The organism is Roseomonas sp. FDAARGOS_362 (assembly GCF_002754815.1).
In the GTDB taxonomy this organism is placed as follows: domain Bacteria; phylum Pseudomonadota; class Alphaproteobacteria; order Acetobacterales; family Acetobacteraceae; genus Roseomonas; species Roseomonas mucosa.
Window position 1 is genome coordinate 2,462,543 of sequence record NZ_CP024588.1, and the last position, 13,435, is coordinate 2,475,977.

At 69.7% G+C, this 13,435-nt stretch carries 12 protein-coding genes; 7 read left to right on the forward strand and 5 right to left on the reverse strand.

Annotated features, from left to right (window positions below; all coding sequences use genetic code 11):
* Positions 1–97: 97 nt before the first annotated feature.
* The 6 genes from CTJ15_RS15975 to CTJ15_RS16000 all read left to right on the forward strand — a co-directional run bounded on the left by CTJ15_RS15975 (position 98) and on the right by CTJ15_RS16000 (position 6,714).
* Positions 98–1,084, forward strand: a complete 987-nt coding sequence (locus CTJ15_RS15975) for a LysR family transcriptional regulator (protein ID WP_019462256.1) — start codon at positions 98–100, stop codon at positions 1,082–1,084.
* Positions 1,081–2,544 (forward strand): NAD(P)-binding domain-containing protein, encoded by a 1,464-nt coding sequence (locus CTJ15_RS15980; RefSeq protein ID WP_019462255.1) that lies wholly within the window; start codon positions 1,081–1,083, stop codon positions 2,542–2,544. The genes CTJ15_RS15975 and CTJ15_RS15980 overlap by 4 nt, the downstream gene beginning before the upstream one ends.
* 241 nt (positions 2,545–2,785) lie before the next feature.
* Entirely contained in the window at positions 2,786–4,372 is a 1,587-nt protein-coding gene (locus tag CTJ15_RS15985; RefSeq protein ID WP_026033405.1) for an ABC transporter substrate-binding protein, read from the forward strand.
* A gap of 2 nt (positions 4,373–4,374) precedes the next feature.
* Entirely contained in the window at positions 4,375–4,884 is a 510-nt protein-coding gene (locus tag CTJ15_RS15990; RefSeq protein ID WP_193009605.1) for a CMD domain-containing protein, read from the forward strand.
* A complete protein-coding gene (locus CTJ15_RS15995) occupies positions 4,881–5,453 on the forward strand; it encodes a peroxidase-related enzyme (protein ID WP_037251289.1) in 573 nt (190 codons plus the stop codon). Before CTJ15_RS15990 ends, CTJ15_RS15995 begins: the two co-directional genes overlap by 4 nt.
* 145 nt (positions 5,454–5,598) lie before the next feature.
* Positions 5,599–6,714, forward strand: coding sequence for a putative zinc-binding metallopeptidase (locus CTJ15_RS16000; protein WP_019462251.1), 1,116 nt, complete (start codon positions 5,599–5,601; stop codon positions 6,712–6,714).
* 116 nt (positions 6,715–6,830) lie between these two features.
* On the opposite strand, the gene CTJ15_RS16005 is transcribed toward CTJ15_RS16000, so the two are convergent.
* Positions 6,831–7,064, reverse strand: coding sequence for a hypothetical protein (locus CTJ15_RS16005; protein ID WP_075821891.1), 234 nt, complete (start codon positions 7,062–7,064; stop codon positions 6,831–6,833).
* Positions 7,065–7,123: 59 nt separating this feature from the next.
* Positions 7,124–9,367 (reverse strand): TonB-dependent siderophore receptor, encoded by a 2,244-nt coding sequence (locus CTJ15_RS16010; RefSeq protein WP_075821889.1) that lies wholly within the window; start codon positions 9,365–9,367, stop codon positions 7,124–7,126.
* Positions 9,368–9,741: 374 nt separating this feature from the next.
* Here CTJ15_RS16010 and CTJ15_RS16015 point away from each other — a divergent pair, with 374 nt between their 5' ends.
* Positions 9,742–11,004: an arabinose transporter gene (locus CTJ15_RS16015; RefSeq protein ID WP_216348601.1), complete on the forward strand. Its 1,263-nt coding sequence runs from the start codon at positions 9,742–9,744 to the stop codon at positions 11,002–11,004.
* Between the two features lie 37 nt (positions 11,005–11,041).
* On the opposite strand, the gene CTJ15_RS16020 is transcribed toward CTJ15_RS16015, so the two are convergent.
* The 3 genes from CTJ15_RS16020 to CTJ15_RS16030 form a co-directional block, all read right to left on the reverse strand.
* Positions 11,042–11,656: a pyridoxamine 5'-phosphate oxidase family protein gene (locus CTJ15_RS16020; protein WP_075821888.1), complete on the reverse strand. Its 615-nt coding sequence runs from the start codon at positions 11,654–11,656 to the stop codon at positions 11,042–11,044.
* 16 nt (positions 11,657–11,672) lie between these two features.
* Positions 11,673–12,491, reverse strand: coding sequence for a shikimate 5-dehydrogenase (locus CTJ15_RS16025; protein WP_075821887.1), 819 nt, complete (start codon positions 12,489–12,491; stop codon positions 11,673–11,675).
* A gap of 115 nt (positions 12,492–12,606) precedes the next feature.
* The gene (locus CTJ15_RS16030) at positions 12,607–13,314 is read right to left on the reverse strand and encodes an FCD domain-containing protein (RefSeq protein WP_099781695.1); all 708 of its coding nucleotides are present in this window, start codon (positions 13,312–13,314) and stop codon (positions 12,607–12,609) included.
* Between the last annotated feature and the right edge of the window lie 121 nt (positions 13,315–13,435).

Consider the following 13,435-nt stretch of genomic DNA (forward strand, 5'->3'; position numbering starts at 1 on the left):
GCGCCGATCCTGCCACAGTCCGTCATCGCAGCGGGGCCATAGAATCCACGCATGATAGGGCTTGCATCAATACGTTTGCGCATGATTGGCTGGGGCCGTGGAACTCCGGCAGCTTGAAACCTTTTGCGCCATCATCGCGGGCGGCAGCCTGACCGCGGCGGCAAGGCTGACGGGCCGCTCGCAGCCGGCGATCTCGCGCCAGTTGCAGGAGCTGGAAGCGGCCCTCGGCTTTACCCTTTTCGAACGCAACGGCCCCCGCATCACCCCGACCGAACAGGGCTTGCGGTTCCATGACGAGGTGGAGCCCTCCCTGGCCGGCCTGCGGCGCCTGGAGGAACGGGCCGAGGCCATCGCCCGGGGCGAGCTGGCCTCGCTCGACATCGCCGCCATCCCCGCCCTGGCCATGGGCCTGATCCCCCGCGCCCTGGCGCGGCTGCCGGCGGAGGACCTGCCGCGCAACCTGGGGCTCGGCGCCGTCCCGGCGGGCGAGGTGGTGCGGCAACTGCTCGACCGCCGCGCCGTGCTGGGCTTCGCCAGCCTGCCGGTGGACCATCAGGGGCTGGACGTCCACTGGCTGGGCGAGAGCCGCTGCGTCGCCGTGCTGCCAGCCGCCCATCCCCTGGCCGGGGAGACCTGCCTGCCGCTGCGCGCCCTGGACGGGGAGCGGCTGATCACGGTGGCCGACCCGCACCGCCTGCGCCACCGGATCGAGACGGCGCTGGCCCGTGCCGAGGCGCGCCCGCGCGGCCTGATGGCGGTGAATGCCTCGATCCTGGCAGCCTCCGCGGCCCGGGCCGGGCTGGGCGTGGCGTTGATCGACCCGGTGACGGCACAGGGCCTGCCGGCCACGGGGCTCGCGATCCGGCCGCTCGACACGGCGATCCCCTTCTTCTGGAGCGTGCTGACCCCGGCGGCACGGCCGCCCTCCCTCCTCACCCGCCGGGTGATCGAGGCGGCCCGCGAGGCGGCGGAGGAGCTGCCGGGTTTCCGCCTTCATCCGCCCCGGTCCATGGACCTGCTGACCGCCCGCCAGGCGGCCTCCCCCCAGGACGACCCCCGAGACAACGAGGAGCCGGCGCGATGACCGAGCCCGTGCATTCCCGCGACCCAGCCGTGGCGGAAGCGCCGCACGGCCTTCCGGCCCTGGAGGCGCGGCTGCGCGCCGACCTCGAATGGCTGGAGCTGCCCGGCAAGCCCTGGGTCCCGACGCGGGAGGCAGACGATCGGCCCGTGACCGACGTGGCCATCATCGGCGGCGGCATGTGCGGGCTGGCGGCCTCGGCGGCGCTGCGCCTGCTCGGCATCGACAACCAGCAGGTGCTGGACCGCGCGCCCGAGGGCGAGGAAGGCCCCTGGGCCACCTGGGCGCGGATGGAGACGCTGCGCTCGCCCAAGACGCTGGCCGGGCCGGCGCTGGGCCTGCCGGCACTGACCTTCCGCGCCTGGTACGAGGCGCAGCACGGCCGCGCCGCCTGGGACGCGCTGGGCAAGATCCCGCGCCCGATGTGGATGGACTACCTGCGCTGGTACCGCCGCGTGATGCAGGTGCCGGTGCGCAACGGCGTCAGCGTCTCCCTTCTCCGCCCGCGCGCGGACGAGCTGATCGCGGTGGAGAACAGCGCCGGCTCCACCATCCTGGCGCGGCGCGTGGTGCTGGCCACCGGGCGCGACGGACTCGGCGGCGCCTTCGTGCCGGAACTGGCGCGCGGGATTGGCCGGCGCTTCTGGGCGCATTCGCGCGACGATATCGACTTCGCCGCGCTGCGCGGCCGGCGCGTGGCGGTGATCGGCGCCGGCGCCTCGGCCATGGACAATGCCGCGACGGCGCTGGAGGCGGGCGCGGCCAGCCTGGACATGTTCGTGCGGCGCCGGGCGCTGCCGCGCGTCAACAAGTTCACCGGCATCGGCAGCCAGGGCGTGGTGCACGGCTTCGCCGGCCTGCCGGACGAATGGAAGTGGCGCTTCATGCACCATGTCCTGAGCGAGCAGACGCCGCCGCCACGCGACAGCACGCTGCGCGTCTCGCGCCATCCGCAGGCACGGCTGCATCTCGGCAGTCCGGTCCTGTCGCTGCGCGAGGAAGGTGGCGCGCTGGTGCTGGAAACGCCGCAGGGCCGGCAGGCGGTGGATTTCGTGATCTTCGCCACGGGCTTCGGCGTGGACCTCGCACAAAGGCCGGAGCTGGCGCTCGTCGCGCCCGAGATCCGCTTCTGGCGCGACCGCTTCGCCCCCACCCCTGGCGAGGAGAATGCCGAACTGGCGCATTCGCCGGACCTCGCGCCGGATTTCAGCTTCCTGGAGAAGCATCCCGGCGCCTGCCCGGCCCTTTCGCGCATCCACTGCTTCAACTACCCCTCCTCGCTCAGCCACGGGAAGCTGACCGGCGACATCCCCGCCGTCAGCGCCGGGGCGCAGCGCCTCGCCCAGTCCATCGCCCGGCATTTCTTCGTCGAGGACCGCGAGATCCATTACGACCGGCTGCGCGCCTTCGCGGTGCCGGAACTGCTGGGAGATGAATGGGCGTCGGCCGGAGTGGCGGCCTGAGGCTCCCGTGGCCCCGGGGAAAGGCGCCGCCGCGGGGGAGCCGTTCTTTGACCCTTTCCAGGACCCCGCCTGTCCGCCATCTCCCCCGGCGCGGGATCGGGAAGCAGGAATGCCACGGGCGCCCAGAAAGGCGGGGTCTCAGGGGAATGCCATTCCCCTGGGCGGAGAGGGTCCGGAAGAGGCGGCGCCTTTCCGGGGGCAGCCACAGGAGCGACGCAAAGCGATGAAGGGATTTCCCGGGATGCAGAGACGACATCTTCTCGCCGGCCTCGGCGCCGCCGCCTTCCTGCCATGGCCAGGAAGGGCGCAGGCGCAGCAGGGCAGCCGGAAGTTGACCATCGCCTTCGGCGATCCGGTCTCCTCGCTCGATCCGCAGCTCAACAACTTCGCCGGCGACCGTTCGGTGGACCTGCACTTCTTCGATCTGCTGATCGAGAACCACACCGAGGGCGGCTTGCAGCCGGGGCTGGCATTGTCCTGGAAGCCGGTGGGCGAGAGGGTCTGGGAATTCATCCTGCGCCCGGGCGTCACCTGGTCGGACGGCAAGGCCTTCACCGCCGATGACGTGGTGTTCTCCTATGCCCGCGCCCCGGACGTGCCGGGCAGCACGGCGAGCTTCGCCGGCTATCTCCGCACGGTGGAGAAGGTGGAAGCGACCGGCCCACTGACGCTGCGCGTCACGACCAAGGAGCCGAACCCGCTGCTGCCGCTGAACCTCGCCTCGGTGCATATCGTCAGCCGCCATGCGACCGAGGGCGCGTCCAGCAACGACTTCAACAGCGGCAAGGCGATGGTGGGGACCGGGCCCTATACCTTCGTGTCCTTCACCCCTGGCGAGCGCGTGCGGATGAAGGCGCGGCCCGACTACTGGGGTGGCAAGCCGGACTGGGACGAGGTGGACTACCGCTACGTCGCCAGCGCCCCGGCGCGCACGGCGGCGCTGCTGGCGGGCGATGTGGATGTGATCGACAAGGTCTCCGTTTCCGACCTGGCGCAGATCCGCTCGCGCAAGGAGGTGGTGCTCTACGCCTATCCCGGCCTGCGGATGCTGCTGCTCCAGCCGAGCTTCTCGGAGAAGCCGAGCCCCTTCGCACTCGCCAATGACGGCTCGCCTCTGCCGAAGAACCCGATGCTGGACATCCGGGTGCGGCGCGCGCTGACCATGGCGGTGAACCGCGACGCACTCTGCGATCGGCTGATGAACGGCACCGCCACGCCGACAGGGCAATGGATGCCGGAGGGCAGCTTCGGCTACGATCCTTCGATCAGGCCGCCCGCCTTCGAGCCCGACAAGGCCAGGGCGCTGTTGGCCGAGGCGGGCTATCCGGACGGGTTCCAGCTCACCCTGCATCTGCCGAACGATCGCTACGTGCTGGGCCCGCAGGTTGCGCAGGCGGTGGCGCAGATGTGGACCCGCGTCGGCGTGAAGACGCAGGTCGAGGCTGTGCCCTGGTCGGTCTATTCCTCCGGCGTGAAGACGGGCGACTACGCCATGACCACGCTGGCCTGGGGCAATGGCACGGGCGAGGGCAGCTACGCGCTGATCAACGTGCTGGGCAGCGTCGATCCCAGGCAGGGGCGCGGCGTCTCCAACTGGGGACGCTACAGCAACCCGCAGGTGGACCAGGCGCTGGAGGATGCGATGGCCGCGTTCGACGACGCCAAGCGCGAGGCGATCCTGCGGAAGTCGGCGCAGGTGGTGGCCGAGGATGCCGGCATCATCCCGCTCTTCCACTACCAGAACCTCTGGGCGGCGAAGCGGCACCTGAAGGTCACGCCGCAGACCAGCGACCGTACCACCGCGATGATGGTGAGCCGCACGTCATGAACATGGAAATACCCGATCTGGCCGAGCACCTGCTCGGCATCGATGCAGCCTCTCCGCTTGGACGGCTGCGGCGCGAGCGCGCCGACATCCTGAAGCACGAGGAAGGCGCCTATCGCGAGCTGGTGCTGCCGCCGCGGCCGGGCCGGGTCTCCCTGGCCGAGCGGGCGGCGCTGGCGCTGCGCGGCGCGCTGATCGAGGGCGACGCGGTGCTGGCGGCACATTACCGCGCGCTGCTCGCCGCCTGCGGCTCGGCGGAGGAGATCGCGGCGGCGGAGGCCTTCCCCGCCCCGGCAGGCGAGGGCCGCCTCGCCGTGCTGTTCCGCTATGCGGACATGGTGGCGCAACGCCCCGCCGATTGCGGGCAGGCGGATATCGACCGGCTGCTGGCCATGGGCCTCACCGCGCGCGACATCGTGGCGGTGACGCAACTCGTGTCCTTCGTGCCCTATCAGGTGCGCCTGCTCGCCGGGCTGCGCCAGTTGCGGGGCGAGCTTCAGGGAGAAGCCGCATGAGCCGATTCACCATGGAGGAGGTTGGCTGGGAGCCGCGCCTGCCCCCGGTCGAGGAAGCCAGCGCCACCCCGGAGCAGATCGCCGCCCTGGATGCCTGTCCGCCGGCGCAGCGCCGCTCGGTCTATTTCCGCACGCTGGTGCACGATCCTGGCTCGCTGGGCGAGCGGGGGGCGCTCTTTACCAAGGTGATGTACGCGCCGAAGGGGCTGCCGCGGGCGGAGCGGGAGCTGGCCACGGCGATCGTCTCCATCGTCAACGGCTGCGTCTATTGCACCTCGGTCCATGCGCGGCGCTTCGTGGAACTGGGCAAGCAGGAGGCGGTGATGCGCGCCCTGCTGGAGCACGGCATCGCGGCGGAGGGGCTGGACGCGCGGCAGCGTGCCATCGTGGACTACAGCGCGAAGCTGACCGCCACCCCCCAGGACATGATGCCCGCCGACCTGGTGCCGTTGCGGGAGGCCGGCCTGTCGGATCTGGAGATCCTGGACCTGATCCATGCCGTGGCGATGTTCGCGAACGCGAACCGGCTGATGCAGTCGCTCGGCCGCTCGGTACCGCCGGAGGGATAGGGATAGGCGCCGGGGGGAGGCTCCGGGACGGGGTGCCGCCCCGCCCGCCACCCTCCTTCCCTGTCCGGCGCGGAGATGGCAGGCTCACGGAAACTCGCGGGACAGCCGGCGTTGTTGTTCCGATACGAACCGCCGGACGGCCATCATGAAACTTTTCACCTGCCAGAGTTGCGGCCAGGTCCTCTATTTCGAGAACACCACCTGCACCCATTGCCAGCACCGCCTCGGCTACCTGGCCGAGGAGGAGACGATGTCGGCCCTGGAGCCGGACGACGAAGCGGGGGGCGGGACCTGGCGGGCCCTGGGCGCGCGGGATGGGACGCGCCGCTACCGCTTCTGCCGCAACGCGCAGCATGATGTCTGCAACTGGCTGGTTCCGGCGGATTCCGCGGAGGACTTCTGCCTCGCCTGCCGGCACAACCGGATCGTTCCGAACCTCGCCGAGCCGGGGAACATCGAGCACTGGCGGGCGCTGGAAGTGGCCAAGCACCGGCTCTTCTACAGCCTGCTGCGCCTGCGCCTGCCGCTGCACACACGGCAGGAGGACCCGGAGCACGGGCTGGTCTTCGACTTCAAGGAGGACATGGCCGGCGGTACCAAGGTCATGACCGGCCATGACGACGGCGTGATCACCATCGCGCTGAAGGAGGCCGACGACGTGCGGCGCGAGGAGATGCGCAAGCATCTGGGCGAGGTGTATCGCACCCTGCTCGGCCATTTCCGGCACGAGATCGCGCATCACTACTGGGATCTGCTGGTCGAGCGTGGCGCGAATGGCGAGCTGGAGGCTTTCCGCGACCTCTTCGGCGACGAGCGGCAGGACTACCAGCAGGCGCTCGACACCTACTATGCCAATGGCGCGCCGGCGGACTGGCAGGAGAACTACGTCAGCGCCTATGCCAGCGCTCATCCCTGGGAGGATTTCGCCGAGACCTGGACGCACTACCTGCACATCGTGGACACGCTGGAGATGGCTGGCGCCTTCGGGATCAGCGTCCACCCCGCCGAGGTGCCGGACGACGGCTCCCTCAGCACCAATATCGATTTCGATCCATACACCGCCGAGACGATCGGGGCGATCGTGGATGCCTGGCTGCCGCTCAGCTTCGCGGTCAACAGCCTGAACCGCTCGATGGGCCTGGCGGATCTCTACCCCTTTGTGCTGTCCCCGCACGCGGTGGAGAAGCTGGGCTTCATCCACCGGCTGGTCCGTGGGCAGCCGCTGGCCGTAGAAACACCCCTTCCCCCCGGCCCGGCCTGACGCGGCGGCCAGCCCGGCCCGTGGCTTGCCTCGTTGCGCCGGGGGGAGCTCCTTGGGGGCAAGGCGGAGCCTTGCCCCCGGCGGGCAGCCACGAAGCGCCGCGCCCACCGATCGTCTCAGCACCCGCGCGAGGCGAAATCCTGTGCCCGGGCGGCGCGGCGCTGGTCGGCCGGCAGGCCGGTCACGGAGGCGGTATAGGCGGCCCCGGTCGCATTGGCCGCGGCCTCGCGGCAATAGGGGTCGGGGATGGCGGCGACGCCGGGCGTATAGATGGGCTGCGACGGCGAGCTGCAGGCGGCGAGCCCGGCCAGGCCCAGGCAGGCCGTCATTCCGAGCATCCAGCGGGACATGGCGAGATCCTCCTCAAAGCCAGGAGAAGCGCCGTCCCGCCGGATGGTTGCGGGTGCTCCTACCAGCGCACCCGGGCACCGGCGATCACCAGCAGACGGTCGCCGAAATAGCAGGCGTTGGAGGAGGAGCAGCTGGAGACATAGGCCTTGTCCGCGATGTTGTTCGCGTTCAGCGTCAGCTCCAGGCCCTTGGCCTGCGGGAAGCGCTCCCCGACGTCGTAGCGCACCGCGGCGTCGAACAGGGTGAAGTCCGACACCTTGAAGCTGTTCGTCTCGTCGCCGTAGGTCGAACCGACATAGCGCACGCCGGCACCCAGCGAGAGGCCGCGCAGGAAGCCGTCGTTGAAGCGGTAGTTCGCCCAGGCGCTGGCGATGTGCTCGGGCACCTGCTGTGGGCGCTTGCCCTGGACGTTCGCGGTGGTGGAACGCGTCACCTCGGCGTCGATGTAGCTGTAGGTGCCGATCAGGTCGATGTTGCTGGTCAGGCTGGCGCGGCCCTCGACCTCGACACCCTGCGAGCGGATCTCGCCGGTCTGGATGCTGTAGTTGGTGTTGATCGGGTCCTGGGTCAGGACGTTCTTCTGCTTGATATGATAGGCCGCGACCTGGACGAAGCTGTTCATCCCCGGCGGCTGGTACTTCACGCCCGCCTCGTACTGCTCGCCCGTCGTCGGGTCGAAGGAGCTGCCGCCGCGCGACGGCGCATAGGTGCCGCTGTTGGGCAGGAAGGAGGTGGAATAATTGACGTAGGGCGCGAAGCCGTTGTCGAAGAGGTAGAGCAGCCCCGCGCGCCAGGTGAACTTGCTGTCGTCCTGGCTGGAGCGGGTGCTGTAGGTGCGGGTATAGGTCTCGCTGGTCGCCCAGTCGTTGCGCACGCCCACGGTCAGGTGCCAGCGGTCCCAGACCATCTGGTCCTGCCCGTAGAGGCCGAGCTGGTCCGTGTTCTGGTAGGTCGTGCCGGAGGCGCCGATCCGCGGCCGGGCGATGTAGCTGCCATAGACAGGCGCGAAGATGTCAAGCGTGGTCGCCGTGCCCTGGCCCAGCCGCCGCTTGGCCGAGCTGCGCGACCAGTCGAGCCCGGCCAGCACCGTGTGCCGCACCGGTCCGGTGTTGAAGTCCGCCTGCGCCTGGTTGTCGAGGGCGAGCGTGTCCGCGTGCTCGATCGAGAGCGTCGTGGCGCGGGACGCGGTGCGCTGGTTTGCCGCCAGGGAGCGGAAGGAGACCGCCGAGAACTCGGAATCGATGTGCGAATAGCGGAAGTTCTGCCGGACGGTCCAGATGCTGTCGAGCCGGTGCTCCAACTGGTAGCCAACCGAGGCGACGGTGCGGTCGTACTTGTCGAAATCGGGCTCGCCCGGGTTGAAGCTCGGCTTCAGCTTGCCGTTGCGGTTCGGCAGCACCGTGCCGACCGCCGGGACGAAGTTGTAGAAGCCGCCCTCGGGATCGTGCTGGTAGCTGCTCAGGAAGGTCAGCGTGGTATCGGCATCCGGCCGCCAGGTCAGGGCGGGGGCGATGGCGATGCGCTGTTCCTTGACGTTCTCGTACTGTGTGTCGGCGGTGCGCCCGATGCCGGTCAGGCGGTAGAGGAACTGGCCATCCTCGGTCAGCTTGCCGCCGAAGTCGAAGGCGGTCTGCAGCCGGGCGCGGTTGCCGGCCTCCAGCCGGACCTCGTGGATCGGCGTTTCGGTCGGGCGCTTGCTGACGAGGTTGACGATGCCGCCGGAGCCGGTCTGGCCATAGAGCACCGAGGCCGGGCCGCGCAGCACCTCGATGCGCTCCAGCAGCCAGGGATCGACCGAGGGGATGGCGTAGGAGACGCCGCGCTGCTGCCGCAGCCCGTCGAGGAAGTTCACATAGGCCGCGCCGACGCCCTGGCCGCCAAAGCCGCGGATGAAGTTGCTGTCGTAGCGGGAGGTGGGACGGATCTCGGACAACACGCCCGGCGTGAAGCGCAGCGCCTGGGAGACGGTCTGCGCCGCCTGGTCGTCCATCTGCTGCCGCGTGACGACGCTGGTGGACTGGGGCGACTCGATCAGCGGCGTGTCGGTCTTGGTGCCGGTGGTGGCCACGGGAGCGACATAGCCGTCCACCGGTTGCCAGCTCCGCCAGGCCGTGCCCTGCACATCGACGGTCGGCAGGGTGAGCGTGCCGGCGGCGGCCTGATCCGCTGCCTGGCCTTGGGCAGCCGCATCCTGGGCAAAGCCGGTGGAGGGGCCCAGGGTGGTCACGGCGACGGTCATCAGCAGGAGACCACGCCAGGAAGCCACGAGGGGAAGGCAGATCGGGATCGGTCGGAGGGCCATGTGTATGCGACGTCCATCAAGCGGCAGAATGCGCTCTGGCGCCTAATCTAATTGATAATCAATCTCAATAAGGCCTTGGACCTTCATCCTGTTGTGACCTTGCGGATACGCCTGGGTGTCGCATGAAGGACACGATAAATGACATCGATGTCATTTCCGGCGTGACCATGACGTGCACGGCATCATGGCAGCCGGCGAGACCGTCTTGACGTGCCCCTGCCCCGCCATGGCATATCGCGGGCGTGGCCGCTCCATGGGCCGCCGTAAGCGTTCGACGTGAGCCAACGCATCACATCTGGACATCGTGCCGGATGGGGATGCGCCGTGCTCGCTGGGCCGCCTGCTTCTCCATACGGCGCGGAGAGGATAGTCCCATGGACCCGACCAGCGCTTCCACGCCGCGCTCCACCCCCCTCCACGAAGTCACCTCTCCGGGTGGCATCCCTTCCGCCAGCAGCACGCCGGATGCGGCGGCCCTGCCGCGCCTCGCCCTGGCGGTCTTCCTCGCCTACATGACGGTGGCGCTGCCGCTGCCGGTCATCCCGCTCTATGTCCATGATGGGCTGGGCTTCGGCAATGTCGTGGCCGGGCTCAGCATCGGCATCCAGTTCGTCGCCACCATCCTGACCCGCGGCTATGCCGGGCGCCTCGCCGACCATTCCGGGGCGCGCCGCTCCATGCGGTCGGGCCTCGTCTTCTGCGCCCTGTCCGGGGCGGTCTACATGCTCTCGGCCCTGCTGCCGCTGGAAGCGCTGCCCCGGCTCCTGCTGCTGATGGCCGGCCGCCTGGTGCTGGGCTTCGGGGAAAGCCAGCTCGTCATCGGCGCCCTGGCCTGGGGCATCGGCCTGGTCGGGCAGCCCCGCACCGGGCGGGTGCTGTCCTGGATGGGCATGGCCATGTACGGCGCCCTCGCCGCCGGGGCACCGGCGGGGCTCTGGCTCTCCGGCCTGGATGGGACGACCGGGGGCGGGATGGCCATCGTCGGCCTCGCCACGCTGCTGCTGCCGCTGCTCGCCCTCGTCATGACCACCGGCATCACCGCGACCCGGCCGGCCGGCGGCACGCGGGGCTCCTTCTGGGGCATCGTCGGGCGGATCCGCCTTCCGGGCCTCGCAGTGGCGCTGCAGGGGATCGGCTTTGCCGCCATCGGCGCCTTCGCCACGCTGCACTTCACCGACCGGGGCTGGCCGCATGCCGGTCTGGCGCTGAGTTGCTTCGGGGGCGCCTTCGTGCTGGTGCGCATCCTCCTCGGCCATGCGCCGGACCGGTTCGGCGGCATTCCCGTCGCCCTGGCCTCCCTCGCGGTCGAGACGGCCGGGCTGCTCCTGCTCTGGAGCGCCGGGACCCCGCTCCTCGCCCTGGCCGGTGCCGCCGTCACCGGGGCGGGCTGTTCCCTGGTCTTCCCTGCGCTGGGCGTGGAGGTGGTGAAGCACGTGCCGCCGCAGATACGCGGCACCGCCCTGGGTGGCTTCGCGGCGTTCCAGGACCTGTCCTATGCCGTGACCGGGCCGCTGGCCGGACTTGTGGCGAATGCCCTGGGCTATGCCGCCATCTTCGGCGTCTCCGCCCTGGCGGCGTTGCTGGGGCTGGGGATGGTGCTCGCCATGCGGCTCCGGGCGGAGGCGGGCCCGGCCTGACCGGCGGGGCATGGCTTCGCCCGGCAAGGCCGGCGGATCAGTAGAACCGCTTGCTGTAGCTTTCCGCGATCCAGGCCTCGCTGCGCTCCGCATCCTCGGCCAGTTGGTCCGCCAGGATGCGGCCCAGCGAGGGGAAGGAGGCGCGGGGCACCTGCCGCGAGGCATCCCAGAGGCCGGAGCGCATCATGGCCTTGCCGCAGTGGAAGAAGACCTCCTCCACCGAGACCAGCAGCCCGGCCAGGGGCGGCTTGCCCTGGGCGGCGAGGGGCGCCAGCAGCGCCGCGTCGCGCGTCATCGCCGCCCGGCCGTTGACCCGCAGCGTCTCGTTGATGCCGGGGACGAGAAAGATCAGCCCCAGTTGCGGATTGCCGGCGACGTTCATCATCGTGTCCACGCGCCGGTTGCCGATCCGGTCGGGGATCAGCAGCGTCGCCTCGTCCAGCACGGCGACGAAGCCCGGCGCGTCGCCACGCGGCGTGGCGTCGCAGCGCCCTTCCGCATCCGCCGAGGCGATCACCAGGAAGGGCGAGAGGGCGATGAAGGCCCGGGCATGGCGGTCCAGCCGGGTGAGCTGCTTGGCCACCACGCGCGGGTCGGGCTGGCCGTAATGCGCACGGATCTCCTCCGCATCCGGGGATTCGGGCGGCGTCATGCGGGGCTCCTCCTGCTCAGCCGCGGGCGTATTCGGCGGCGCGGCGCACCAGATCCTCTTCCGGGCGGATGCCCGTGTAGAGCACGAACTGTTCCAGCGCCTGGAGGGTGATCACCTCGCCGCCGTCGATCACCCGCTTGCCCAACCGGCGCGCCAGGCGGATGAGCGGCGTTTCCACCGGCAGGGCCACCACGTCGAAGACGGTCTCCGCCGCTGCCACCGTGTCCTCGGGGAAGGACAGGTCCTCTGCCTCCGGTCCGCCCGACATGCCGACGGGCGTGACATTCACCAGCATGGCGGGGCGCAGCATGCCGGGCTCCGCCTGCCAGGCATAGCCGCAGCTCTCCGCCAGGGCGCGGCCCGTGGCCTCGTTGCGCGCGACGATGGTGCCCTGCCGGAAGCCCGCGTCCCGCAGTGCCGAGGCCACCGCCTTGGCCATGCCGCCGCTGCCGCGCAGGGCGAAGGGCGTGCCGGGCGGAACGGCGTGGCGCGCGATCAGCTTCTCCACCGCGATGTAGTCCGTGTTGTAGGCGGTGAGATGCCCGTCATCGTTGACGATGGTGTTCACCGACCGGATCGCCGCAGCGGAGTCGGTAAGCCTGTCCAGGAAGGGAATGCAGGCTTCCTTGAAGGGCATCGACACGGCGCAGCCGCGGATGCCCAGCGCGCGGATGCCCGTGATGGCGCCGGGGAGGTCCTTCGTGGTGAAGGCCTTGTAGAGGAAGTTCAGCCCCAGTTCGCGGTACAGATAGTTGTGGAAACGGGTGCCGGTGTTGCCCGGCCGCCCGGAGAGCGACATGCAGAGCACCGTATCCTTGTTGATGGTCGGCAGCATCGGCTCTCTCCTCTGTCGGTCCGGCCCAGGCTAGTGGTCAACCTCACCGGCGACCATCTCCGGTCCAAAGCGCAGATCACGGCACGGAAGGATTTCGGCCGCTCCACGGCAACCTTCATCCCCTCGTCGCCCCTGTGGCAGGCTCCCCCCCGGCGGCCAGCTTGGCGCCGATCGTCCGCTCGAAGCCGTTGCTGACGTGCTGGCCCATGGCGCGGGACGCAGCGTCGGCATCCCGGAGCTGCAAGGCTCGCAGGATCGCCAGGTGTTCCTCGTGGGATGCGGCGCTGCTGCTGTCGGTTTCAAAGCCCCGGCGCCGCAACAGGTGCATGCGGTCGATGACCTGCCGGTAGAAGCCGAGCAGGGTCTTGTTGCCGGCCATTTCAATCAGGCGGTCATGGAAAGCGATGTTAAGGGGAAAGTAACGAGCCACATCGCCTGAGACAGACGCCGCCTCCAGTTCCTCCAGCATGCTTGCCAGTTCGCCGGTCTGCCGGTCGGTAATCCTGGGAGCCAGGAGCCGGCCGGCCATCTCGTCCAGGTTGCGGCGCACGGCATAGAGTTCCGCTGCCTCCTCATCCGTGATTTCACGGATGTAGACGCCGCGATTCTTCTCGAAACGGACCAGTCCCGCGGTTTCGAGCGAGCGGAACGCCTCGCGCACCGGCGCCCGGCTGATCTGCATGGATTCAGCCAGGTCGGCCTCGTTAAGCTTCGTGCCTGCCACGATGACGCCTGCCTTGATGCGGCGAATGATCTCTTGCTCTACCGCACCTGCAAGAGTTTGGGAGCGGAGCAGATCCAGCGGATGGGTTAGGCCGAGCATACCGCCCTATAGGATCGCAAACTGAGGAGTTCCAGGGAATTGTCAATTGTCATATTGTCGACAATCTGCTAACTCTGTGGCGGCGGCATGCGCTGCCTTTCGCTCCAGCAAGGATGGGCGG